The organism is Salinicola sp. DM10 (genome assembly GCF_017306975.2).
In the GTDB taxonomy this organism is placed as follows: Bacteria; Pseudomonadota; Gammaproteobacteria; order Pseudomonadales; family Halomonadaceae; genus Salinicola.
The window spans coordinates 14,160-37,360 of sequence record NZ_JAFLEN020000004.1 but is presented as its reverse complement, the minus strand read 5'-3'; the positions used below and the strand labels follow the sequence as shown (position 1 = coordinate 37,360).

Annotated in this window: 19 protein-coding genes and 1 tRNA gene; 6 read left to right on the top strand and 14 right to left on the bottom strand. The window is 67.6% G+C overall.

The features are described 5' to 3' along the window. Positions 1 to 38: 38 nt before the first annotated feature. The 8 genes from J0A90_RS14305 to ffh all read right to left on the bottom strand — a co-directional run bounded on the left by J0A90_RS14305 (position 39) and on the right by ffh (position 7,151). A complete protein-coding gene (locus tag J0A90_RS14305; RefSeq protein ID WP_207031659.1) occupies positions 39 to 1,355 on the bottom strand; it encodes a homoserine dehydrogenase in 1,317 nt (438 codons plus the stop codon). Between the two features lie 203 nt (positions 1,356 to 1,558). Next, a complete protein-coding gene (locus J0A90_RS14300; protein WP_207031660.1) occupies positions 1,559 to 2,308 on the bottom strand; it encodes a DsbC family protein in 750 nt (249 codons plus the stop codon). 2 nt (positions 2,309 to 2,310) lie between these two features. Further along, on the bottom strand, positions 2,311 to 3,198 hold the full coding sequence (gene xerD / locus J0A90_RS14295) for a site-specific tyrosine recombinase XerD (RefSeq protein ID WP_207031661.1): 888 nt from the start codon (positions 3,196 to 3,198) through the stop codon (positions 2,311 to 2,313). A 287-nt stretch (positions 3,199 to 3,485) separates the two neighbouring features. Then, positions 3,486 to 3,842 (bottom strand): 50S ribosomal protein L19, encoded by a 357-nt coding sequence (gene rplS / locus J0A90_RS14290; protein WP_035475366.1) that lies wholly within the window; start codon positions 3,840 to 3,842, stop codon positions 3,486 to 3,488. Between the two features lie 112 nt (positions 3,843 to 3,954). After that, a complete protein-coding gene (trmD, locus tag J0A90_RS14285) occupies positions 3,955 to 4,719 on the bottom strand; it encodes a tRNA (guanosine(37)-N1)-methyltransferase TrmD (RefSeq protein WP_207031666.1) in 765 nt (254 codons plus the stop codon). Between the two features lie 50 nt (positions 4,720 to 4,769). Further along, on the bottom strand, positions 4,770 to 5,312 hold the full coding sequence (gene rimM, locus J0A90_RS14280) for a ribosome maturation factor RimM (RefSeq protein ID WP_207031806.1): 543 nt from the start codon (positions 5,310 to 5,312) through the stop codon (positions 4,770 to 4,772). An 11-nt stretch (positions 5,313 to 5,323) separates the two neighbouring features. Further along, on the bottom strand, positions 5,324 to 5,575 hold the full coding sequence (rpsP, locus tag J0A90_RS14275) for a 30S ribosomal protein S16 (RefSeq protein WP_110674742.1): 252 nt from the start codon (positions 5,573 to 5,575) through the stop codon (positions 5,324 to 5,326). Positions 5,576 to 5,732: 157 nt separating this feature from the next. Then, a complete protein-coding gene (gene ffh, locus J0A90_RS14270; protein ID WP_207031668.1) occupies positions 5,733 to 7,151 on the bottom strand; it encodes a signal recognition particle protein in 1,419 nt (472 codons plus the stop codon). A 277-nt stretch (positions 7,152 to 7,428) separates the two neighbouring features. Here ffh and J0A90_RS14265 point away from each other — a divergent pair, with 277 nt between their 5' ends. Both J0A90_RS14265 and J0A90_RS14260 read left to right on the top strand, forming a co-directional pair. Then, a complete protein-coding gene (locus tag J0A90_RS14265; RefSeq protein WP_207031679.1) occupies positions 7,429 to 8,232 on the top strand; it encodes an inner membrane protein YpjD in 804 nt (267 codons plus the stop codon). A 171-nt stretch (positions 8,233 to 8,403) separates the two neighbouring features. Continuing rightward, the gene (locus J0A90_RS14260) at positions 8,404 to 9,687 is read left to right on the top strand and encodes an HlyC/CorC family transporter (RefSeq protein WP_207031681.1); all 1,284 of its coding nucleotides are present in this window, start codon (positions 8,404 to 8,406) and stop codon (positions 9,685 to 9,687) included. A 57-nt stretch (positions 9,688 to 9,744) separates the two neighbouring features. Here the strand turns inward: J0A90_RS14260 and J0A90_RS14255 are convergent, their stop codons facing one another. After that, positions 9,745 to 11,646 (bottom strand): MFS transporter, encoded by a 1,902-nt coding sequence (locus J0A90_RS14255; protein ID WP_233076808.1) that lies wholly within the window; start codon positions 11,644 to 11,646, stop codon positions 9,745 to 9,747. Further along, on the bottom strand, positions 11,643 to 12,257 hold the full coding sequence (locus tag J0A90_RS14250; protein ID WP_207031690.1) for a TetR/AcrR family transcriptional regulator: 615 nt from the start codon (positions 12,255 to 12,257) through the stop codon (positions 11,643 to 11,645). Before J0A90_RS14250 ends, J0A90_RS14255 begins: the two co-directional genes overlap by 4 nt. A gap of 273 nt (positions 12,258 to 12,530) precedes the next feature. Here J0A90_RS14250 and J0A90_RS14245 point away from each other — a divergent pair, with 273 nt between their 5' ends. Together J0A90_RS14245 and J0A90_RS14240 are read left to right on the top strand one after the other, a co-directional pair. Further along, positions 12,531 to 13,205, top strand: a complete 675-nt coding sequence (locus tag J0A90_RS14245; RefSeq protein ID WP_207031692.1) for an SOS response-associated peptidase — start codon at positions 12,531 to 12,533, stop codon at positions 13,203 to 13,205. Between the two features lie 388 nt (positions 13,206 to 13,593). Then, positions 13,594 to 16,389, top strand: coding sequence for an insulinase family protein (locus J0A90_RS14240; protein ID WP_233076807.1), 2,796 nt, complete (start codon positions 13,594 to 13,596; stop codon positions 16,387 to 16,389). A 162-nt stretch (positions 16,390 to 16,551) separates the two neighbouring features. On the opposite strand, the gene sbcB is transcribed toward J0A90_RS14240, so the two are convergent. The 4 genes from sbcB to minC form a co-directional block, all read right to left on the bottom strand. Next, positions 16,552 to 18,015 carry an exodeoxyribonuclease I gene (gene sbcB, locus J0A90_RS14235; protein ID WP_207031696.1) on the bottom strand — a complete coding sequence of 488 codons (1,464 nt, stop codon included), beginning with the start codon at positions 18,013 to 18,015 and terminating at the stop codon, positions 16,552 to 16,554. Between the two features lie 83 nt (positions 18,016 to 18,098). Beyond that, positions 18,099 to 18,353, bottom strand: coding sequence for a cell division topological specificity factor MinE (gene minE, locus J0A90_RS14230; protein ID WP_035475350.1), 255 nt, complete (start codon positions 18,351 to 18,353; stop codon positions 18,099 to 18,101). Beyond that, the gene (gene minD, locus J0A90_RS14225; RefSeq protein ID WP_207031698.1) at positions 18,350 to 19,171 is read right to left on the bottom strand and encodes a septum site-determining protein MinD; all 822 of its coding nucleotides are present in this window, start codon (positions 19,169 to 19,171) and stop codon (positions 18,350 to 18,352) included. The genes minE and minD overlap by 4 nt, the downstream gene beginning before the upstream one ends. A gap of 93 nt (positions 19,172 to 19,264) precedes the next feature. Then, positions 19,265 to 20,008: a septum site-determining protein MinC gene (gene minC / locus J0A90_RS14220; RefSeq protein WP_207031707.1), complete on the bottom strand. Its 744-nt coding sequence runs from the start codon at positions 20,006 to 20,008 to the stop codon at positions 19,265 to 19,267. Positions 20,009 to 20,243: 235 nt separating this feature from the next. On the opposite strand from minC, the gene J0A90_RS14215 reads away from it, so the two are divergent. After that, positions 20,244 to 23,006: a DUF349 domain-containing protein gene (locus J0A90_RS14215; protein WP_207031709.1), complete on the top strand. Its 2,763-nt coding sequence runs from the start codon at positions 20,244 to 20,246 to the stop codon at positions 23,004 to 23,006. 28 nt (positions 23,007 to 23,034) lie between these two features. After that, positions 23,035 to 23,111, top strand: a tRNA-Met gene (locus tag J0A90_RS14210). The last annotated feature ends 90 nt before the right edge of the window (positions 23,112 to 23,201 follow it).

Here is a 23,201-nt window from a genome sequence, read left to right as displayed (position 1 = left end):
TCGGTCCTGGGCTACTAGCCCGTGCTGTCAGTCGCGACTTATTCCTGCTCGTCCAGGGACTCGACCCGAATCCGCGTCACCGGACCGGCGATGTCGGCCAGCGACTCGAGCTGGCGGATCGCCTCGTTCATGTGCTGCTCGCGGGTGCGGTGAGTCATCAGGATGATCGGCACCAGCTCACCCTCGGTGGCCTCTTTCTGGATGATCGCTTCGATCGAGATGCCGTGCTCGGAGAGGATGGTGGCGACCCGCGCCAGCACCCCGGGACGATCCACCGCCAGCAGGCGCAGGTAGTAGGCGGTGACGATATCCTCCATCGGCAGGATCGGCAGCGCATTGACCTCGTCGTTGACCCCGCTGAAGGCCAGATAGGGCACCCGGTAGTGGTGCGCGGTGGTGATGTCGCGGGCCACGTCGAGCAGATCCGCGACCACCGCCGAGGCGGTCGGTTCGGCCCCGGCACCGGCGCCGTAGTAGAGCGTCGGGCCGGTGGCGTCGCCCATCACCGCAATGGCGTTCTTGACTCCGTGGACATTGGCCAGCAGCCGCTCCTTGGGGATCAGGGTCGGATGCACGCGCAGCTCGACGCCGCTGTCGCTGCGCCGGGTGATGCCCAGGTGCTTGATGGTGTAGCCGAGGTTGTCGGCCTGCTCGACGTCCTCCGCGGTGATCCGCGCGATGCCCTCGGTGTAGGCGCGATCGAACTGCAGCGGCACGCCATAGGCGATCGAGGCAAGAATGGTCAGCTTGTGGGCAGCGTCGATACCTTCGACGTCGAAGGTCGGGTCGGCCTCGGCGTAACCCAGCGCCTGGGCCTCGGCGAGCACGTCCTCGAACGCCCGGCCCTCGTCGCGCATATGGGTCAGGATATAGTTGCCGGTGCCGTTGATGATGCCGGCGAGCCACTGGATACGGTTGGCGCCGAGCCCCTCGCGGAGTGACTTGATCACCGGTATACCGCCGGCCACCGCGGCCTCGAAGGCGACGATCACGCCTTTGTCATGGGCGGCGCGGAAGATCTCGTTGCCGTAGACCGCGATCAGCGCCTTGTTGGCGGTGACCACGTGCTTGCCGTGCTCGATGGCGGTCATCACCAGCTCGCGGGCGACGTCATAGCCGCCGACCAGCTCGACCAGCACATTGACATCGGGGTTGCGCGCCACCTCGAAGATGTCGCGGGTGACCTTGATACCGGTGGTGTCGCAGTCGGGGTTGTCGCGGCGCGCGCCGACCTGCTCGATCACGATCGGGCGACCGGCGCGACGCGCGATCTCGTCGGCGTTGCGCGTCAGCACATTGAAGGTGCCACCGCCCACGGTGCCCAAACCGCAGATACCCACTCTCACCGGTTTCAAGATATCACTCCCCTGTCTCGCGGCGCGGCAAGCCTGCCGCGTCGCCTGATTGTCTGAAGGCCCGCTGTCGCAGGTCCTGGGTCCGGGTCGGCCATGCCCTCCGGCCGCCCTTTTAGCGCGCCCCTCGCGCCAGCTGCAACGCCGCGGGGGCGGTCACGGTAGAAAGCCCCGCCACCCTTGTCAAGCGGCGGCAGAGCCCGCTTTCAGCTCTTGGCGTTGGGGTCGATGCCGAGCATCGCCGCCAGGCGCTTGGCCGGCAGATAGCCAGGCACCATCTTGCCATCGGGGAAGATGATCGCCGGGGTACCCTGGATGCCGGACTCGACCCCCAGCTGGTACTGCTTGGCGATCGGTGCATCACAGCTCGCCGGGGCGTCCACCGCATCGCCGCGGAAGGCGGCACTCATCGCCTCGGAGCGGTTGTCGGCACACCACACCTTGGCCAGCTGGCGCGCGGCGTCGGAGTCCGGCCCCATGCGCGGGAAGGCGAGATAGTCGACCTCGATGCCCATGGCGTTGAGCTGGTTCATCTCGGCGTGCAGCTTATGGCAGTAAGGACAGGTGGTATCGGTGAACACCGTGAGCCTGGCCTTGACCTTGCCCGCCGGCTTGTAGACCACCCGCTGGTCTTCCGGCACCTTGTCGATTAGCGCCTGGCGCCGGGCATTGGCCGCCTGCTCTGTCAGGTTGACCATCCCATCCTTGGCGTTCTGGTAGAGGTCGCCGACGATCAGATATTCGCCCTTGGCATCCGCGTAGAGCGTATTGCCCCCCTTCAGCCGCACCTCGTAGAGCCCCGGCAACGGCGAGTCGTCGATCGACTCGATCGGCAGCGGCTGGCCGCTGTGGGCATTGAGCTTGGCGTCCAGATCGCTGGGCGGCTTGGCGAAGGCAGCGGGCGTCAGGCAGAGTCCGGCCAGCGCCAGCGCGGCCAGGGTCGAGCGACTTCTCATGTTCAACCTCTCGGATGGTGTTGGGCGTGCAGGGCTTCCAGGCGCGCCTGGGCCACATGCGTGTAGATCTGCGTGGTGGATAGATCACTATGCCCCAGCAGTAGCTGTACGACACGCAAATTGGCGCCATGATTCAATAAATGGGTCGCGAAGGCGTGGCGCAGGGTGTGCGGCGACAGCGGCTTGTCGATCGCCGCCAGGCGGGCGTAGTGCTTGATCCGGTACCAGAAGGTCTGGCGTGTCATGCAGGCGTCCGCGCGCCCGGGAAACAGCGCCGGCTGACGGGTGTCGCGCATCAGCTCGCCGCGCCCCTGTCGCAGATAGCGCTCGAGCCAGCTCAGGGCCTCTTCACCCAGCGGCACCAGCCGCTCCTTGTCTCCCTTGCCGCGTACCAGCACCACGCCCTGACGCAGATTGACCGCCGCGACGCTGAGCCCCACCAGTTCGGAGACGCGCAGACCGCAGGCGTAGAGCAGCTCGAGCATGGCGCGATCGCGCAGGCCCAGCGCCGAGTCGACATCCGGTGCCGCCAGCAGCCGCTCGACGTCGCGCTCGTCGAGCGTCGCCGGCAGCCCGGGGGTGATCTTCGGCGGCTCGATCTCGGCCAGCGGGTCGTGGGCGATCAGCCCCTCGCCTAGTGCCCAGCGATAGAAGCGCCGTAGACACGACAACAGCCGCGCCACCGAGCGCGCATGGTAGGTCTCGCGACGGCCATCGACAAAGGCGTTGACACTGCTCTCGGCGGGCGCCAGCAGCCGCTCGTCACGGCTCTCGAGAAAGCCGATCCAGGTCGACAGGTCATGGCGGTAGGCGCTCAGCGTGTGCTCGCTGACGCCGCGCTCGAGCCACAGCGCATCGAGAAAGGCGTCGCGGCGGTCGTGATCGTTCATGTGCTCATGGGCTCAGAGGGTGTTTACAAATTCGACGAGCGAAGGCGAGACAAGGCGAAATCGGCCGAAAAGACGGAGTTTACGCGGTGTAAATGAGTACTTTGAGGTCGATTTCAACGCTGTATCGTCGAGCGCAGGCATTTTGTAAACACCCTCTCATGATCATCGGCAGGATTGGCTCGACCCCGCAGCATAACGCAGAAGACCCCGTGCGCCGAACGCGCACGGGGTCTTCTCGGGTGGCGATGCCATCGCCCCGGCCAACAGGTGCCGGGGCGTCATCGCACTCAGCCCAGCTTTTCCTTGATACGCGCGGATTTGCCGCTGCGCTCGCGGAGGTAGTAGAGCTTGGCCTGACGCACGTCGCCGCGACGCTTGACTTCGATACCGGCAACCAGCGGGCTGTAGGTCTGGAAGGTACGCTCGACGCCGACACCGTGGGAGATCTTGCGCACGGTGAAGGCGGAGTTCAGACCGCGGCTACGCTTGCCGATGACCACGCCTTCGAAGGCCTGCAGACGCTCGCGGTTACCTTCCACGACCTTGACCTGGACGACCACGGTATCGCCGGGGGCGAAGGCCGGGATGTCCTTGTTCATCTGCTCGTTCTCGAGCGCCTGGATCACCTTGTTCTTGCTGCTCATGTCTTGCTCCTGGTTTGAGAGGAGTGCCCCGGGGGGCGCTCCGTGATCCCGGCGCGAGTTCGCTGAACCGGCGCGGAATCGGACTGTGAGTGACGCATGCAGGCGCCTTGCCTCATGCACCGCCGTCGCGTGCGACGTGTTCCTCGATGAACTCGTCGAGCAGCAGCTGCTGCTCGCGGTCCAACGTTCGGCTCTCCAACAGATCCGGACGCCTGAGCCAGGTGCGTCCGAGAGATTGCTTCAGGCGCCAGCGCCGGATCGCCGCGTGATTGCCGCTGAGCAGTACCTCCGGCACCCGGTGACCATCGATCACCTCGGGGCGGGTGTAGTGCGGGCAGTCGAGCAGACCGCTGGCGAAGGAGTCCTCGCTCGCCGAGTCGCTGTGGCCGAGCACCCCGGGCACCTCACGGGACAGCGCGTCGATCAGCACCATCGCCGGCAGCTCGCCGCCGCTGAGCACGTAGTCACCGATCGACCACTCTTCGTCGATATCGGCGTCGACCACACGCTCGTCGATGCCTTCGTAGCGCCCGGCGACCACGATCAGACTCTCGCGGGCAGCCAGTTCCCTGACGCCGGCCTGATCCAGCCGCCGACCCTGCGGCGAGAGGTAGATCACCGTCGGGCGCCGGCCCTCGGCGGCGGCACTGCGGCGGGCGTCATCGAGCGCCGCGCGCAGTGTCGCCACCTTCATCAGCATGCCGGGACCTCCACCGTAGGGGCGATCGTCGACCGTGCGATGTCTGTCCGTGGCGTAGTCCCGAGGATTCCACAAGGCCATCTCGAGCAAGCCTCGCTCCACGGCCCGACCGGTCACGCCGTGCCGGGTAATGGCCTCGAACATCTCCGGGAACAGGGAGACGACACCTATCCACACGGTACGCTTCTCCTCCCCTGCCGCGCTCTTGCCCCCGCCTGCGCGGGAAGCTAGAACGTCGGGTCCCAATCGACCGTCATCTCGCCGGCGGCGAGATCCACCGCGACGATCACGTCGTCGGGCAGAAACGGCAGCAGCCGTTCACGATCGTCCACGCTGTCGGTGCCGGGCTTGACCACCAGCACGTCATTGGCACCGGTCTCGAACAGATGATCGACCCGGCCCAGCCTGACGCCCTCACGGGTCACCACGTCGAGCCCCTCCAGCTGATGCCAGTAGAACTCGCCGTCTTCCAGCGTCGGCAACGCCGACTTGGCCACCGACACGTCGGCGCCGGCCCATTGCTCGGCCAGCTCGCGGGTGTCGACGCCTTCCAGCCGTACCACCAGTGCCTTGCCCTGCGGGCGCGCGTCGAGCAGCTTGTGCGTCTCGCGCTGGCCGTTGAGCGTCAACGTCCACTTGGGGTAGTCGAAGATGCCCTCGGCCGGGCTGGTGTACGAATAGACCTTGAGCCAACCCTTGACGCCGTGCGGGCTGGTCAGGCGGCCCAGCAGCACCTGCTGCGGGTCGTCGTCATGCGCCGCTGCCGACATCACGTTCGAACTCAGGCCTGGGCCTTGCGTGCTTCTTTGACCAGCTCAGCGACGCGGTCGGAGACCTGCGCGCCCTGGGACTCCCAGTGAGCGACGCGGTCGAGATCGACGCGCAGACGCTCTTCCTGACCGCGCGCGATCGGGTTGAAGAAACCGACGCGCTCGATGAAGCGGCCGTCGCGGGAAACGCGAGAGTCGCTGACGGTCAGGTGATAGAAGGGACGCTTCTTGGCGCCACCACGTGCCAGACGAATGGTAACCATTGCGTTGATAATCCTTCGGTTAAGTGAATCGTTACGCCACGGAATCGAGTCTTCCCGGGCGTAGGCCCGAGACGAAGACGCAGCATTCTACGGAAAAGCCCGCCGATTGGAAACCTTTTGTTGAGGTTCGCCACCGCCCGGCGAGCGCGCGGCCGGCTCAGCGCCAGGGGAAACCGCCGCCGCCCATGCCGCCCATGCCCCCCATACCGCCGGGGCCACCCGGGCCGCCACCGCCGCCCATCATGCCCGACATGCCGCGCATCATCTTCTGCATGCCGCCTTTCTGGCCGGCCTTTTTCATCATCTTCTGCATCTGCTTGTGCTGCTTGAGCAGACGGTTGAGATCGGGCACCTGGAGACCGGCACCGGTAGCGATGCGCCGCTTGCGCGAGCCGTTGATGATCTCCGGCTTGCGCCGCTCCTGCGGGGTCATCGAGTTGATCAGCGCCTCGAGTTTGCCGAACTCCTGCTCGGCGCCCTTGTTCTGGGCCATCTCGGCCATCTGCCCCATGCCGGGCAGCTTCGACATCAAACCGCCCATGCCGCCCATCTTCTTGAGCTGCTGCAGCTGGTCGCGGAAGTCTTCGAGATCGAAGCCCTGGCCCTTCTTGACCTTCTTGGCGAGCTGCTCGGCCTTGCCCTTGTCGACGTTGCGCTCGGCCTCCTCGATCAGCGACAGCACGTCACCCATGCCGAGAATGCGCGAGGCGACGCGGTCGGGGTGGAACGGCTCCAGCGCATCGACCTTCTCGCCCATGCCCATGAACTTGATCGGCTTGCCGGTGATGTGGCGCACCGAGAGCGCGGCACCGCCACGCGCGTCACCATCGGCCTTGGTCAGGATGACCCCGGTCAGCGGCAGAGCATCGTGGAACGCCTTGGCGGTGTTGGCGGCATCCTGACCGGTCATGGCGTCGACCACGAACAGGGTTTCCTGCGGCTGGATCGCCCGGTGCAGCGCCTGGATCTCGGCCATCATCGCCTCGTCCACCGCCAAGCGGCCGGCGGTGTCGACCAGCACCACGTCATGGAACTGGATCTTGGCGTGCTTGATCGCCGCTTCGGCGATCGCCACCGGCTGTTCGGCGCTGGTAGAGGGGAAGAAGTCGACCTCGACCTCCCGCGCCAGGGTCTCGAGCTGGTCGATGGCGGCCGGACGATAGACGTCGGCGGAGACCACCAGCACCTTCTTCTTCTCGCGTTCGCGCAGGTACTTGGCCAGCTTGGCCACCGAGGTGGTCTTGCCCGCCCCCTGCAGACCCGCCATCAGCACCACCGCCGGCGTGCCCTTGAGGCTCAGCGCCTCGTTGGCCTGGCCCATGATCGCTTCCAGCTCCTGCTGCACGATCTTGACGAACTGCTGACCCGGGGAGAGGCTCTTGGAGACCTCCTGGCCCACCGCGCGCTCGCGCACGCGATCGACGAAATCCTTGACCACCGGCAGCGCGACGTCGGCCTCGAGCAGGGCGCGACGCACCTCGCGCAGGGTGTCCTTGATGTTGTCTTCGGTCAGGCGCGCCTGGCCGGTGATCGACTTCAGCGTCTGCGACAGGCGATTGGAGAGACTTTCGAACATGGAACGCTCCGGGCGGCGATGCCGGGCACCGCAGGGTTCGACCAGGGGATCGCGGCGCCGCTGAAAAAGAATGTGGCCGACCATTATACGCGTGAGTGCCACGTCTCTCCACGTACCGATGCAGGACAGCCGCGCCATCCCCCGGCGACCGGGGTCACGGCTGGGCGCCGCGACGCCGATTGGGTATAGTAGCGGACGCTATGCACAGGATTGATTTCGATACTCCTTCACCGTTCGGGCGGGCGCCTCGCGGCCGCTCCATGAGGCTTTGACACCGATGCCGGCGCTTCCCTTCGCCCTGGTCGCTATCGTCTGTTATCTCGCCGCCGGACTCTGGCAGAGCCTGAGCCTGGCCCGGCGCGTCGCCGAACGCCCGCGCTGGGTGCGCAGCGCCGGGACGATCGCGCTGCTCTGCCATGGCGTGATCGTCGGCCTGACCCTGCTCGGCCCGCGCGGACTGCACATGGGCCTGACCCAGAGCGCGACCCTGATCGGCTGGGTGGTGGTGGCACTGCTGCTGCTGTTCAGCCTGTTCAAGCCGGTGCTGAATGCCGGCGTGTGCGTCTTCCCGGTGGCCGCCATCACCATCGTCGCCGCCATCGGCATGCCCAGCACCATGACCGAATCGGGGATCTCCCCCGGCCTCTACTTTCATATCCTCAGTTCGATCGCGGCGTTCTCGTTCTTCGCCATCGCCGCGGTACAGGCGGTGCTGCTGGCGTTCCAGCACCATGCGCTCAAGCAGCGCCAGACCCTGGGCATCGTCCAGGTACTGCCGCCGCTCACGCGCATGGAGCAACTGCTGTTCGAGTTGATCTGGTGCGGCATGCTGCTGCTGACGGTAGCCATCGTCAGCGGCTTCGTGTTCGTCGACAACCTGTTCGCCCAGCACCTGGCGCACAAGACCATCCTGTCGCTGCTCGCCTGGCTGATCTTCGCCGCCCTGCTCGCCGGCCATCACTACCTCGGCTGGCGCGGCCCCAGGGCGGTGCGCTGGACGCTGTCCGGTGTCGGCGTGCTGGTACTGGCCTTCTTCGGCACCAAGTTCGTGCTCGAGTACATCTTCCACTACAACGCCTGATGCCGGGATCATGCCGGGCCTTGAACGCTTGGCGGTTGCGCGCGCGCCGCTCTCGGGCCAAGCTCGAACGAGCGAGTAGCTCGCGGCCGTGATATCGGCCCTGTCTCGACGCACCTCCCGGCGGCTCGGCGGCGCCGGGGGCGTCTCAACGAACAAGAGGAAAGCGCCGTCTTGAACGACGACATACCCTTGGGCCTGATGCTGGGCCTGCTCTTCGTGCTGGTCTGCCTGTCGGCATTCTTCTCCAGCTCCGAAACCGGCATGATGTCGATCAACCGCTATCGCCTGAACCACCAGGCCAACAGCGGCGGCCGCGCAGCCAAGCGCGTGGTCGAACTGCTCAAGCGCCCCGATCGCCTGCTCGGGGTGATCCTGATCGGCAACAATCTGGTCAACAACCTGGCCGCCTCCATCGCCACCATCGTCGCCATTCACTTCTTCGGCGATGTCTCCGGCCCCGCCATCGCCACCCTGGCGCTGACCATCGTGGTACTGATCTTCGGCGAAGTGACGCCCAAGACCTATGCCGCGATCAAGCCCGACCGCATCGCCCTGCCCGCCTCGCTGGTGCTGGCACCGCTGCTGCGTGTGTTCTATCCGCTGGTGTGGCTGGTCAACGCGATCTCCAACAACCTGCTGCGCCTGCTCGGGGTCAAGCAGCTCGAGGCGGGCAAGGACAATCTCACCCGCGACGAGCTACGCAGCGTGGTCCACGAGGCAGGACCGCTGATTCCCAGCCGGCACCAGGCCATGCTGCTGTCGATCCTCGATCTCGAGAACGTCACCGTCAACGACATCATGGTGCCGCGCCACGAGGTGGTCGGGCTCGATCTCGACGACGACCTCGACGATCTGCTCGCCCAGATCCGCCAGAGCCAGCACACCCGCCTGCCGATCTACAAGGGCGATATCAACGACATCGTCGGCATCCTGCACCTGCGCAACGCCTCGCGCTTTCTGGCCAAGCCCGACCTCACCAAGGCGGCGATCGTGCAGGAGGCGCGCGAACCCTACTTCATTCCCGAATCCACCCCACTGCACACCCAACTGCTCAACTTCCAGCAGCAGAAGCGGCGTATCGGCGTGGTCGTGGACGAATACGGTGACGTGCAGGGGCTGGCGACGCTGGAGGATATCCTCGAGGAGATCGTCGGCGAGTTCACCACCGACGTAGCCGGAACCTATCGCGATATCCATCCACAGACCGACGGCGCCTACGTGATCGAAGGCACCGCCAATATCCGCGAACTCAACAAGGCGCTGGGGTGGCAACTGCCTACCGACGGCCCCAAGACCCTCAACGGGCTGATCCTGGAGCAGCTGGAATCCTTCCCCGATGCCGCGGCCTGCCTGCAGATCGGCACCACGCGGCTGGAGATTCTGGAGATCAAGGAGAACCTGATCACCTCGGTGCGCTGCTGGCAGCTGGGGGTCAGGCGGCGCAGCGGCGAGTGACTCTCGGGGCCGCCGACGGCGCCACCCGCGTCGTCGCCCAGCCCGCAGTCTCCGGGATCAGATCAGACCGCCGCGGCGCCGGGCCAGCTCCTCGTCGGCACGCTGCTTGAGCGCGCGCACCCGGGTCTCGAGCAGCCCCCGGGTCGCCTCGCGGGCGTTGACAGGCTCGCCGAAGGCCAGGATCACCCGAGCGCGCACCCGGCGCGGCCACTTGGTCAGCGCCTTGCCGCCGCAGTTGGAGGTCCAAGAGCCCCACAGCCCACCCAGCGCCGCCGGCACCACCGGTACCGGGTTGCGCGCCAGCACCAGCTCCAGACCGCGGCGGAAGGCATGCACCTCGCCATCCGGCGTCAACCGCCCCTCGGGGAAGATCATCACCACCTCGTCGTGGCACAGCGCCCGGCTGACCTCGTCTAGGGCGCGACGCACGCCGCCCGGATCGCGCCGGTCGGAGTCCACCGGGATGGCCCCGGCGATACGGAAGAACCAGTTGAGCCAGGGCGACTCGTAGATCGGCCGGTCCATCATGAAGCGCAGTGGCCGCGGACAGGCGCCACCGAGGACCAGCGCATCCATGAAGCTGACGTGGTTGCACACCACCAGTGCCGGGCCGGTGGCGGGAATGTGGTGGCGGTCGCGAAAGCGCAGCCGATAGACCAGACGCACCAGCACGAAGATCAGCAGTCGCAGCGCCGGGCGCGGGTTGCGGATCAGCAGCCCGATCCCCACCAGCAGCGCGACCCAGCCCAGGCAGTAGAACAGCGTCGCCAGCGACAGAGACAGCAGGCTGAGCACGACGATCCCGAACAGCGCCGAGCCGATCATGAACAGCGCATTGAGGATGTTGTTGGCGGCGATCATGCGCGCCCGCTGCGCTTCGGGGCTGGCCAGCTGCATCAGGGTGTAGAGGGGTACGCTGTAGAGCCCGCCGCCGAGGCCGACCAGCGCCAGCAGCGTACTCATGCGCCAGAACTCGGTGCTCCCCAGCAGCGAGACCAGCGGCAACGACGCCTGGGCCGGCACCGCGGTGCCCGCCAGCTCGATCCCCGCGACGCCGATCACCAGCACCCCGAGGGGCACCAGCCCCAGCTCCAGGCGCCCGGCCGAGAGCCGTGCGCAGAGCAGCGCGCCGGCGCCCACCCCGAGCGCGAAGGCGCCGAGCAGAAAGCTCACCGCGCCCTCCTCGCCGTGGGCCACATCGCGCACCCAGGCCGGCAGCTGGGTCAGATAGCAGGCGCCCAGGAACCAGAAGAAGCTGATGCCGATCAGCGCCAGGCGCAGGCGGCGCTGGCGCAGCCCGTCGCGCATCACCTCGAGGGTGCCCGAGAGCGGGCGCCAGGCGACGCGCCCAGTGGCACTGGGCGGCGCCGGCGGCACGCCGAAACTGGCGACCAGCCCGGCCAGCGCCACCGCCACCAGCGCCAGCGCGATCGCCGCACGGCCCAGGGCGCCATCCAGTGAGGCCAGCACCCCGGCCAGCAGCGTACCGAGCAGAATCGAGACGAAGGTACCCAGGTTGACCCAGGCGTTGCCCTTGACCAGCTCGGTCGCCGCCAGGTGCTGCGGCAGGATGGCGTACTTGACCGGCCCGAACAGCGCCGACTGGGCGCCCATCATGAACAGCAGCCCCAGCAGCAGCGCGAACAGCTCGAACCATACCGCCGCGGCCGCGGCGAGCATGGTCACCAGCTCCAGCAGCTTGAGCCGACGCACCAGGCGCTGCTTGTCGAGATGGTCGGCCAGGGTGCCGCCCCAGGCGGAGAACAGGAAGAACGGGAGGATGAACAGCCCCGCCGCCAGATTGGTGAGCAGCCCCGTGTCCCAGCCGTAGCGCGGCACGGCGACGAAGGTCAGCAGCAGCAGCAGGACGTTCTTGAACAGGTTGTCGTTGAAGGCGCCGAGCGCCTGGGTCCAGAAGAAGGGCGCGAAGCGACGTCGCGCGAGCAGCGCCCGGCTCACGTCGCGTCCGGCAGATGCCGCAGGCCGCGCAGGGTGGTCGAGAGCAGTTGGTCGAGCAGCTCGCCGACCTCCATCGGTTGCCCCTGCCAGTAGCCGAGACGGTCATTGAGCCCGAGCTGGACCAGACCGTGTACGCTGCCCCACAGGGTACGCGCCATGCGCCGTGCCTCGACCGCGGAGAGCCCCGGCTGATGGCGCCGCAGGGCCGCCTCGACGCGCACGAACAGCGCCTCGATGATATGGTTCTGCCGCTCGTCGAGCTCGCCCTCTTCCGCCAGCGGATACTCGAACAGCATCTGCCAGCGATAGGGCTCGTGCTGGGCGTATTGCCAGTAGGCGGTGGCCAGCGCCTTGAGCTGCGGCTCGGGTTCGGCCTCCTCGAGCCCGGCAACCGCCGCGCCCATACGATCGAGGGTCTCGATGTTGACGTACTGCAGCAGATTGCTGAAGCTGCCGTAGAGCTTGAGCAGCGTGCTCGGTGCGCAGCCCACGTCTCGCGCCAGTGAGCGCAGCGACAGCGTATGCACCGAATTGCCCTGCAACCAGGCATCGCATGCCGCCATCACCTGGGCATGAAGCGCCTCGGGCGCATGCTGTCGGGGTCGAGCCATCGAATTCCTCGCTCGGAAAATCATCAGTCGCTGTCACGCCCCGCCGGATGCGGGAATGTTGTTGTCGATTTAAAATCGAACAGCGTTTCCCAGCATATCGCTAATCTCTGCAAACGCAAGCGTCCATACGGCTAACACATCGATTTCGCGAGGCTTTTGCCCGTAATACCGGCATCGCGGCGAGGTCCCGCCAGGGGCGGCGTGCTAGACTCCCGCAAGCGCCGTCGACGCCCTCGACTCACGCCCTTTCGATCCCCCTTTTGAGGAGAGACCATGGCCGGTCGCCTACATATCGACGACTGGACACGCCACCCGTCGCTGGCGGCGCTGGGCCAGCGCCAGCAACCCCGCCTGAGCCCCAACGTGGCGCCGCGGCAGTGGGTCTCGATCCTGCGCCGGGATGCCGGCAGCACGCGACTGTGCGAGGCGTTCTGGGGCCTCACGCCCGACTGGCTGGGAGTGCTCGACCATGCCCCGCACTGCGCCCGTGCGGAGTCGCTGGAGAGCCGGTCGATGTTCCGCGAAGCGTTCGCCACCCGGCGCTGCGTGGTTCCGGTGACCGGGGTCTTCGTGTGGCAGCAGAGCGTGCGCGGCAAGCAGCCCTATCTGGTGACCCAGGTCGAGCGCGCGCCGCTGCTGCTGGCCGGCCTGTGGACCCGCTACCGTCAGGACCACGGCCCCGCGCGCGACTCCTTCGCGCTGATCACGGTTCCCACCTCGACCTTCCTCGGCGCGCTCACCGACCGCCTGCCGGCGATCGTGCCGCTGGCGGCCCTGGACACCTGGCTGGCCGAGGAGACCCCGGCAGTCAAGGCGCGCGAGTGGCTGACCCCGGCGCCACCGGAACTTCTGGGGGCGTTTCCGGTCTCCAAGCGAATCAACGATCCGGCGCATCAGGATTGGGCCTGCGCCTACCCCACCGGCCCGATGCAGGTGTGGTCCGCCTAGCCCACACGCGATCGTTTGGACCCCGTGGCTGTTTGGCACCGTGGTTGTTTGGCACCGTGGTTGTCTGGCACATAGTGTTCGACCGGGCTAGCGCACCCGTGCCACGCAGCTTAGCGATTCGCTGGGGACGCCGAGTCCGCGCAGGGATTGATGCAGCGTTTACTCAGAGGGTGTTTACAAATTCGGCGAGCGAAGGCAAGACAAGGCAAAATCGGTCGAAAAAGCGGAGTTTACATGGGGTAAATGAGCATTTTGAGGCCGATTTTAACGCCGTATTGCCGAGCGCAGGCATTTTGTAAACACCTTCTCAGACATAAAGGGAGCATTCATGCCTCACCCCCGGATATCGCGATCGTCCACCTGCGCCTGGCTGGCCGGACTCGGCCTCATGGCCCTGCTCGGCGTCTGCCAGGCCGCGTCGCTGGCGCCAACGGCCGAGACAGCCGCCGCCGAGGCGCCGCCAGCGACCGGCGACACGCCGATCCAGAGCCCCAACGACAGCCGCGCCTATCGCGCCCTCACCCTCGCCAATGGGCTCGAGGTGCTGCTGATCAGCGACCCCGAGGCCGACAAGGCGGCAGCGGCCATGGACGTCTCGGTGGGCAGCGACAACGACCCCGCCGACATGCCGGGGCTGGCGCACTTCCTCGAACACATGCTGTTCCTGGGCACCGCGGGCTATCCCGATCCGGACGGCTACCAGAGCTTCATCCAGCGCAACGGCGGCTCGCACAATGCGTTCACCGCGGCCCAGGACACCAATTTCTATTTCGATGTCGACCCCCAGGCCTTCCCCGAGGCGCTGGACCGCTTCGCTCAGTTCTTCGTCTCGCCCCAGTTCAACCCGGAGTACGTCGACCGTGAACGCCACGCGGTGAACTCGGAGTACCAGGCACGCCGCGCCGACGACGCCCGCGGTATCGCCGAAGCGCTGGGCAAGGCGCTCAACCCCGAGCACCCGATCAACCACTTCTCGGTCGGCAACCTCGACACCCTCAACAGCGATAAGCGCCCGCTGCGTCAGGCGCTGGTCGACTTCTACCGCGCCCACTACGACGCCAACGTGATGCATCTGGTGGTGCTCGCGCCGCAGCCGCTGGACACGCTGGAGCAAGAGGTACGCAGTCGCTTCGCGGCCATCGCCGACCACGACCTCTCGCGGCCGCAGATCGACACCCCGCTGGCGCTGCCCGGCCAGCTGCCGGCACGCCTGCGGGTCAAGACCCACGAGAGCCGCCAGCGCGTCGAGTTCCTGTTCCCGATCGCCGACCCCATCGGTGACTATGCCGACAAGCCCGATGCCTACGTCGCCAACCTGCTCGGCCACGAGGGCGAAGGCAGCCTGCTCGCCGCGCTGCGCCGCCAGGGCTGGGCCGACGGGCTCTCCGCCGGCACCCGCGAGGCGGACGGCCGCCACGCCCTGTTCGACGTCTCGATCAGTCTCACTGACGAAGGCGTGGCGCATCTCGACCAGATCCAGGCCAGCCTGTTCGCTCAGATTCAGCGCCTGCGTGACCAGGGTGTGGAGGCATGGCGCTACCGCGAACAGGCCGACCTGGCCCAGCAGGCGTTCCGCTTCCAGCAGCGCCAGGAGCCGATCCAGACGGTGAGCAGCCTGGCCATGAGCCTCGCCTACTATCCGCTCGCCGACGTGCAGTATGCGCCCTACCGCATGGATCACTTCGACCCCGCGGCCATCGAGGCGCTGCTCGACCGGCTCACCCCGGACAACCTGCTGCGGGTCTACAGCGGCCCCGAGGTCGAGGGCGCGCAGACCACGCCCTACTTCGCCGCCCCCTATACGCTGACCCGGGTGTCCCAGTGGCCCGAGGCGCAACCCCTCGACGGCCTCGGGCTGCCCGCGCCCAACCCCTATATCGCCGACGACCTGAGCGTCGAGACGTTCCCTGCCGCCGAGCCCGAGCGCCTCGTCGACACGCCGAGCGTCGAACTCTGGCACCAGGCGGACAGCGATTTCGGCGCGCCCCGGGTCGAGTGGCGTTTCAGCCTGCAGTCTCCCCAGGCCGCCAGCGATGCGCGCCACGCCGTGCTCACGCGGCTACTGGCAGGCTGGCTCAACGATGGGCTCAACGAGCGCTTCTACCCGGCCTCGCTGGCCGGCCAGGAGTTCGTCGCCTATGCCCACGGGCGCGGCATCACCCTGGCCTTCTCCGGCTGGCGCGACCACCAGGTGCGCCTGATGCAGACCGTGATCGAACAGCTCCAGTACGGCGAGATCAGCGCCGATAGCCTCGCCCGGGTCAAGCAGGGTCTAGCGCGCAGCTGGCGCAACGCACCCCAGGATGCGCTCTACCAGCAGATGCAGCGCACCCTCGGCGAGGCGCTGATGCGCCCGCAGATCAGCACCCGCAACATGCTCGCGGCGCTCGATGAGATCGACGTGCAGGACGTGCGTGACTACCGCCGGCACTTCCTCGGCCAGCTCTACCTGCAGGGTATGGCGGTGGGCAACCTGGACGCCGAGCTCGCGCGACGCGAAGGCCTGCTGGTGGCCAACGCGCTCGCGCCGCGGCTGCACGCCGACGACATCCCGCCGCTCAGCGCACTCGAAGTGCCGGCCGATGCCCCGGTGCTGCACCCGAATACCGCCCGCGACGATTCAGCGGTGCTGCGCTATCTCCAGGGCCCCGATCGCTCGCTGGCCAGCCAGGCGCGCCTGGCCGTGCTCGGCCAGCTGATCGGCCCGCCCTTCTTCGCCCAACTGCGCACCGACGAGCAGCTCGGCTATATCGTCAACGCCGGCTACGCGCCGCTGCTGGATGCCCCTGGCCTCAGCCTGCTGGTGCAGTCGCCGAGCGCCGACAGCGCCAAGATCGACGCGCGCATGGATGCCTTCCTGGCCCGCTTCGATCGGCGTATCGACACCCTCGACGCCAGTGAACTCGCGCCCTACCGCGAAGCGGTGCGCCAGCAGCTGTTGACCCGCGACCAGTCGCTGGAGGAGCGCGCCGACCGCCTGTGGCAGAACCTGGCCTATCCGGAGGTCGACTTCGAGCGTCGCCGTCACCTCGCCGCGGCGGTCGCCGAGGTCACGCCACAGGCGCTAAAGCAGGCGTGGCAGGCGCTGCGAGCGCACCCGGCGCTGTGTATCACCGCCGACCCGGGCGACACGGCCAGCGACGTCGATGCGCTGACCCGCGGCTTCACCCCGCTGCCGCCCTGAGCGGCGTCACCCACCCCAGAAATGCAGCGCCCCGGCCATGGCCGGGGCGCTTTGCATCATTTCAGGGTACAGCGTTTGATGCTGATCGCCCTTGCGCGGGGCGACAGCTCGCGGGCGTCGCCATTGGTCGCCGCGACCAGGGATGACCGCACCCGCCACCGGTCAGTAGGCGTCGAAGGCCTGCTCTGGCATGATCGACTCGACGTACATCACCAACTCTTCGAGCACCTGACGCTCGCGCGCGTCGAGGGCGGTCTGGTTGAGCCGTTCGATCTCCCGCGCGAACTCCTTGAGGGTAAAAGCGCCGCTCTGCGGGTCGTTCATGCGTGACCAGCGGTAGGCTTCCCACTGCGCCTTCTCCTCGCTCTCCAGCGTCTCGGGATAGCTGCGCGCGCGCATGCGGAACAGCATCTCCTCCAGTCGCGGATCCTGAAAGGCGAAGCCGGTCTGTCCCAGCGCCTCCGGCGGCGTGGCGTGGACCCGCTCCATCGCCTGACGATCATGCGGCGAGAAGAAGCCGCCGGAGTAGAGCATCAGGTCGGGGTCCCGCGGCGGCTCGGCGGGCCCCTCGGCAAAGGCCGCAGCCGCCTTGCTGGCGGCCTCCGGGTTCTGCAGCAGCGTCTGCCAGTGGCGCTCGCACAGGGCGCGATCGATACTCAGGCGCTCGGCCACCGTGGCGTCCACCGCGGCGATCGGCAGCAGCACCGGGCTGCGGTTGAGATGCACCACCTTGAGCGGAATGCGCGATTCGCCTTCGGCCAGCTCGCTCTCGCTGACGAACAGCCGCGCCTTGATCTCCTCCAGCGACAGCGACGCCAGCGGCGTCGGATCGACCGCCAGGTCGTAGACGATCACCCCGTTGGGATTGCTGGGATGCTTGGCCAGCGGCACTACCAGCGCGCTGCAGCCGCGGCTCGCGGGATAGCGCCGCGACACGTGCAGCATCGGCTTGCGCGCCTCGACATCGAGCAGCGCCGCGACCCGGCGCTTGTCGCGCAGCGACAGCAGATGCTCGAAGAACTTGGGGTTGGCGTCACGCAGCCGTCGCGCCAGGGCGATGGTCGCGCGCACGTCGGCCAGCGCATCGTGGGCCCCGGCGTGCTCGATCCCGTTGGCGGCGGTGAGGTGCTCGAGCTTGAAGCTGGGCGCGCCATCCTCGCGCTGTGGCCACTCGATGCCGTCCGGGCGCAGCGCGTAGAAGGCGCGCACCGCATCGATCAGGTCCCAGCGCGAGTTGCCGTTCTGCCACTCGCGAGCATAGGGGTCGAAGAGATTGCGGTAGAACAGATGACGACTCACCTCGTCGTCGAAGCGCAGGCTGTTGTAGCCCAGCGAGCAGGTGCCCGGCACGCTCATCTCGGCCAGGATGCGCGCGGCGAACTCCGCCTCGGGCAGGCCGCGGCGCAGCGCCGCCTGGGGCGTGATACCGGTGATCAGGCAGGCCTGGGGGTGGGGCAGGTCGTCATCCGCGGGGCGCGCATAGAGGGTCAGCGGCTCGCCGATCGGATTGAAGTCGGCGTCGGTGCGAATGGCCGCGAACTGCGAGGCGCGGTGGCGCCGGGGGTCGGCGCCGAAGGTCTCGTAGTCGTGCCACAGAAAAGTCAGTGCCGCCTTGGCCTTGGCCATACCGCTCTCCGCCTGCGCAAAAGCGCAAGCCTAGCATACGCCCGGGCGCGACTCATGCCCCCGGGGTGCGATTCGATGGCGGCTCAGTCGCGGTTGGGCAGGGTCACGTTGAGTTCGAGCACCGAGCAGTCGTTGTCGCTGTCGAGACTGATGCTGATCGCATCCTGATCGACCTGGACATAGCGCCGGATCACCTCCAGCAGCTCCTGCTCCAGCATCGGCATGTAGTCGGGCTGGCCGCGCTGGCCGCGCTGGTGCGCGACGATGATCTGCAAGCGCTCCTTGGCGACCGATGCGGACTTCTTGCGTTCACCCTTGAGAAAGTCGAGTAGTCTCACCGGCGGCCCCCTCCTCCGAACATGCGCGAGATGAGGCCACGTTTCTGCACCGCGTGGAAACGCAGCGGCACTTCCTCACCCATCAGCCGGGCGACCGTGTCCAGATAGGCCTGGCCGGCATCGCTCTTGTCGTCGTGAACCACCGGCACGCCCTGGTTGGAGGCGCGCAGCACCGCCTCCGACTCGGGGATCAGGCCGATCAGCTCGATCGCCAGGATCTCGCGGATATCTTCCAGATTGAGCATGTCGCCGTCATCAACGCGGTTGGCGTTGTAACGGGTGATCAGCAGGTGCTCCTTGACCGGGTCGCGGTTCTGCTCGGCGCGCCGCGATTTCGACGACAGCAGCCCGAGAATACGGTCGGAGTCGCGCACCGAGGAGACCTCGGGGTTGGTCACCACCACCGCCTCGTCGGCGAAGTACATCGCCAGCTGGGCGCCGCGCTCGATCCCCGCAGGGGAGTCGCAGATGATGTAGTCGAAATCTTCGGAAAGATCGTTGAGCACCTTCTCGACGCCCTCGAGCGTCAGCGCATCCTTGTCGCGGGTCTGGGAGGCCGGAAGGATATGCAGGTTCTCGGTGCGCTTGTCGCGGATCAACGCCTGGTTGAGCCCCGCCTCGCCCTGGATGACGTTGACCAGGTCATACACCACGCGCCGCTCGCACCCCATGATCAGATCGAGATTACGCAGACCCACGTCGAAGTCGATGACCACGGTCTTGTTGCCACGCAAGGCCAGTCCCGTGGCAATGGCCGCTGCGCTGGTCGTCTTGCCGACGCCACCCTTACCGGAGGTTACAACGATGATCTTGGCCAAGATGAACTTCCTGTTACCCGATAGATTGTTGATCACACCCGCCCGCAGCGGGGCGACACCTTATCGTCCTCGGCGCCGCTCGGCTCTGCCGGTTCAGGTCAAAGCCGAGATGCGCAGCTGATCTTCCCTGAGCTGCACCTGGACGCTCGCCCCCAGCATACGCGGGTCGATGTCCTCGAGACGCTTGTAGGTACCCGCCACCGAGAGCAGTTCCGCATGCAGGTCATGGCAGAAGATGCCCGCCTCGCGATCACCATGGATACCTGCCAGGGCACGCCCGCGCAGTGGCCCGTAGACGTGTACGCTGCCGGCGGCGAGCACTTCGGCACCGGGATTGACCGCGCCGATCACCACCAGATCGCCCTCCGGCGCCGACACCTGCTGGCCCGAGCGCACCGTGCCGCGATGGATGCGCCCGCCGGCATGGGCCCCGTCGGTGGCGGCCAGCGGTAGCTCGGTCTCGACCTCCACCACCGGCTCGGCCGGGGTGGCTTCGACCGCCTTGGGGCGACTCTCCTGCGGCGGGAACCAGCCCAGGCCCAGGGCCCAGGCGGACTGCTTGACGGGGTCGGGGCCGCCGCGCACCGCCACCGGCAGCAGCTTGTGCGCGCGGCACACGGCGCAGATACGCTCCAGCGCCAGATGCGGCTCGTCGAGCCGCTCGACGCTGAGCACCACCGGCGTGTGCTGGAAGAAGGCCGGGGCCTGGCTGACCTTGCCGGCCAGCTGGGCGCGCACACGCTCAGGGTCGCCACTGGTCAACTCCATGACCGTCATGGGCAGCATGCCACCTTTGAACGTGAAGGCAGTCTCTGCCCGATCCCTGTTGAGACTCATGACCGAACTCCGCAGCGGGGAAATAGGGGTTACGCTATGCGAGGGCGTCTGCCGCTGCAACCGATCATAAGGCCAGCTAGACCTTTTGTCAGGTGTCGCCGAGGGCCGACGCCCGAGGCCCTTCACTCTTTTACCGCGGGCCGTCAAATGGTTAGATAGGCGGCTGCCGCCGATGCCACGCCGCCCGCCGCATCGGCCACCGCCAGCCCGTCGTTTTCAGGATGCCAAACCTGCCATGCCAGGACTCTTTCAACGCCTACTGTCTCCCCGTCGGCGGCGCCCGCGTTGGGACCACCAGGACCCCAGCGTGCGCGCCCAGGCCGCGCTGCAGCTCGATGCCGGCGACCATGCCGCGCTCGAGACGCTATCCCGAGACAGCGATGCCGGCGTACGCCAAGCCGCGCTGTCGCGCCTGAGCGATCCCGACACGCTGCTCGCGTGGCACCAAGAAGCCGCCTCGCCCGAATCGCTGGCGCGCCTGATCGATGTGATCGGCGGCCGCGAGCAGCCCGCGCTCGACCTCTCCCGGCGTCTTGCGCTGGTAGAGCAACTGAGCGATCAGGCACTGCTCGATGCGCTGGTCGAGCAGGGCGACAACCAGACGCTACGGCTGACCGCCCTGGCCAGAATCGATGACGAAGCGCGGCTGGTGCATCACGCCAGCGACAACGGGATTGCCGCGGTGCGCCTGGCGGCGGCCGAGCGTGTCTCCAGCCCGGGCGGACTGAGCACGCTAGTCAAGCAGGCCAAGCGCGACAAGCAGGTGGCGCGGCTGGCCCGCGAGCGCCTGGCGCGCCAGCGCGCCGACGCCGAGCAGCAGGCCGCCGCCAGCGCCGAGCGCGAGCGTCTGCTGGAAGCCCTCGAAGCGCACGCGCATCGCGCCTGGGAGCCGCTCTACGAGGCGCGCCTGAAACACTGGATCAAGGCCTTGGAACCTCTCGCCGACGGTGCCGATCAGCCCCAGCACCAGCGTTTCGATATCGCCGTCGCGCGCTGCCGCCAGCGCATCGCCGAACACGAGCACCACCATCGCGAGCTGGAGCGGGTCCAGCGCGAGAAGGCCACTGCCAAAGCCACCCGCGAGGGTATTCTCGAGGCCCTGGAGCAGGCGCTCAATACGGTCAGCGAGAATGAGCCACTGACCGCCGACGCGATGGACGCGCTGGCCTCACGCTGGCAACTGCAGAGCGAGCGCTGGCAGTCGGTCTCCGATGATTACGGCGTCAGTGACGCCTACGCCGCGCGCCATGCCGAGCTCGAACGCCGGGTACAGACGCTGTGGCAGGCGTGGGAGCGTCTGGCCCAGCTGGACCCCGAACTGCGCCAGGCGCTGGAGCAGGGTGACGACACCGCACCGCTTCTGGCCCGCCTCGACTGGCCGCAGGCGCTCCCGCCGACCGCACTGGTCGCCGCGGCGCGCCGTCAGGCGGCGGTGGCCGGTGAGACTCGAGCAGCACGCGACAGCGACGCGCCGGTGTGGGACGACCAGGCGCTCGGCACCCAGCTCGACCAGCTCGAAGCCGAGCTCGACGGTGGCCGCTACCGCCCTGCGGCACAGATTCAGCGCCAACTGCGCCAGCAGCTCGACGCCACTCCGGCCGCTCTGCCCGCGGCGCTCGAGCAGCGCTGGAAGCAGCTCATCGCCAGGCTCGCCGAGCTGCGCGACTGGCGCGGCTTCGTCGCCGCCCCCAAGCGAGAGGAGCTACTCACGGCGATCGAAACACTCGCCGAGGCGCGCGAGCAGAGCGATGCCGAGCGTCACCGCCGACATCAGCAACTGATCCGCGAGTGGCGTCAACTCGGCGATGCCGCCGCCAGCCGCGAGCTGGCGCAGCGCTTTCGCACCGCCTCCGACGCCCTGCATACCCAATTGGCGGCGTGGGAGAGCGAACTCGCCAACCGCGAGCGTGACAATCTCGAACGCCGCGAAGCGCTCTGCGAACAGTTGGAGACGCTGCTCGACAATCCCGCCGAGGATGCCGACCCCGACGCCCTGCGACGTATCCGCGACGCCGCCCAGGAGCAGTGGGACCAGCACTGGCCGGTGCCCAAGCGCCGCGCTGCTGCCCTGGGCCGGCGCTTCGCCCGGCTGCGCCAGCGCCTGCAGACGCTGATCGACGCCCGCGCCGGGGATATCGCCAGCCACAAGCGCGAACTGGTGGCCGAGGCCCAGCGTCTGGCCGAGCAAGAGGGGCCGGCGCAGCAGCGCGCCGATCAGGCCAAGCAGCTGCAGCAGCGCTGGCGCGAACTGGGACGCGCGCCCAAGGGCGTCGAGCAGCCCCTATGGCGGCAGTTTCGCAGCCACTGCGACACCATCTTCGCCGCCCGTGATGCCCTGCGCGGCGAGCAGCAGGCGCGCCAGCAGCAGCGCTTCGACGCCATGCAGGCACTGATCGACAAGCTCGATGCCTGGCAGCCGACCCACGCCGGCGAGCGTGACGTACTGGACGCCGCCCTGGAAGAGGCCCAGCGCCTGTCGCCGCTGCCGCACAGCCGTCGTAGTGAGGGCATGGAGCGGCGCTGGCAGGGCATCGTGCACGCCCGCGAAGTGACCCTGGAACGGCTCGAACTGGTCGCCCAGGCGCGTGCCTGGCCCGACTATCGCCGCTGGCTCGAACAGACGATCGCCGGCACCGCGCTCGATCCCGAGCCGCCCGCCGCGCTGCGCCAGCGCCTGCAGCAGCGGCAAAAGCAGACGCCGCTCAGCGCGGACGACGCCGAAGAGGCACTGCAACGCTGCCTGGTGCAGCTGAGCCTGCTCGCCGGTGAGCCGATCCCCGAGGCGCTGGAGCCGCTACGCCTGGAGGTTCAGGTGGCGCGCCTCAACGATGCCCTGGGGCGCCCGCCGACGCCGCCGGAGGAGCTCGAGCAGACGCTGCTGCGACTGTTCACCATTACCCCGCTGGAAGCCGAGCTATGGACACGCTACGCCTCCTCGTTCGACGCCCTGCTGGATAGGCTCAGCGGCGCGAGTCACGAAGGTGTTGACACGCGCTAATACTTACGTATAATTCGCCCCAAGTTGATGCGGGGTGGAGCAGTCTGGTAGCTCGTCGGGCTCATAACCCGAAGGTCATCGGTTCAAATCCGGTCCCCGCTACCAAATTATTAGACCGGTGCCTTTCGAGGCACCGGTCTTTTTTTGTCTTCTCTTTTTTTGCGCCACAGTTTTGCGCCCCAGTGCTATTTCCGC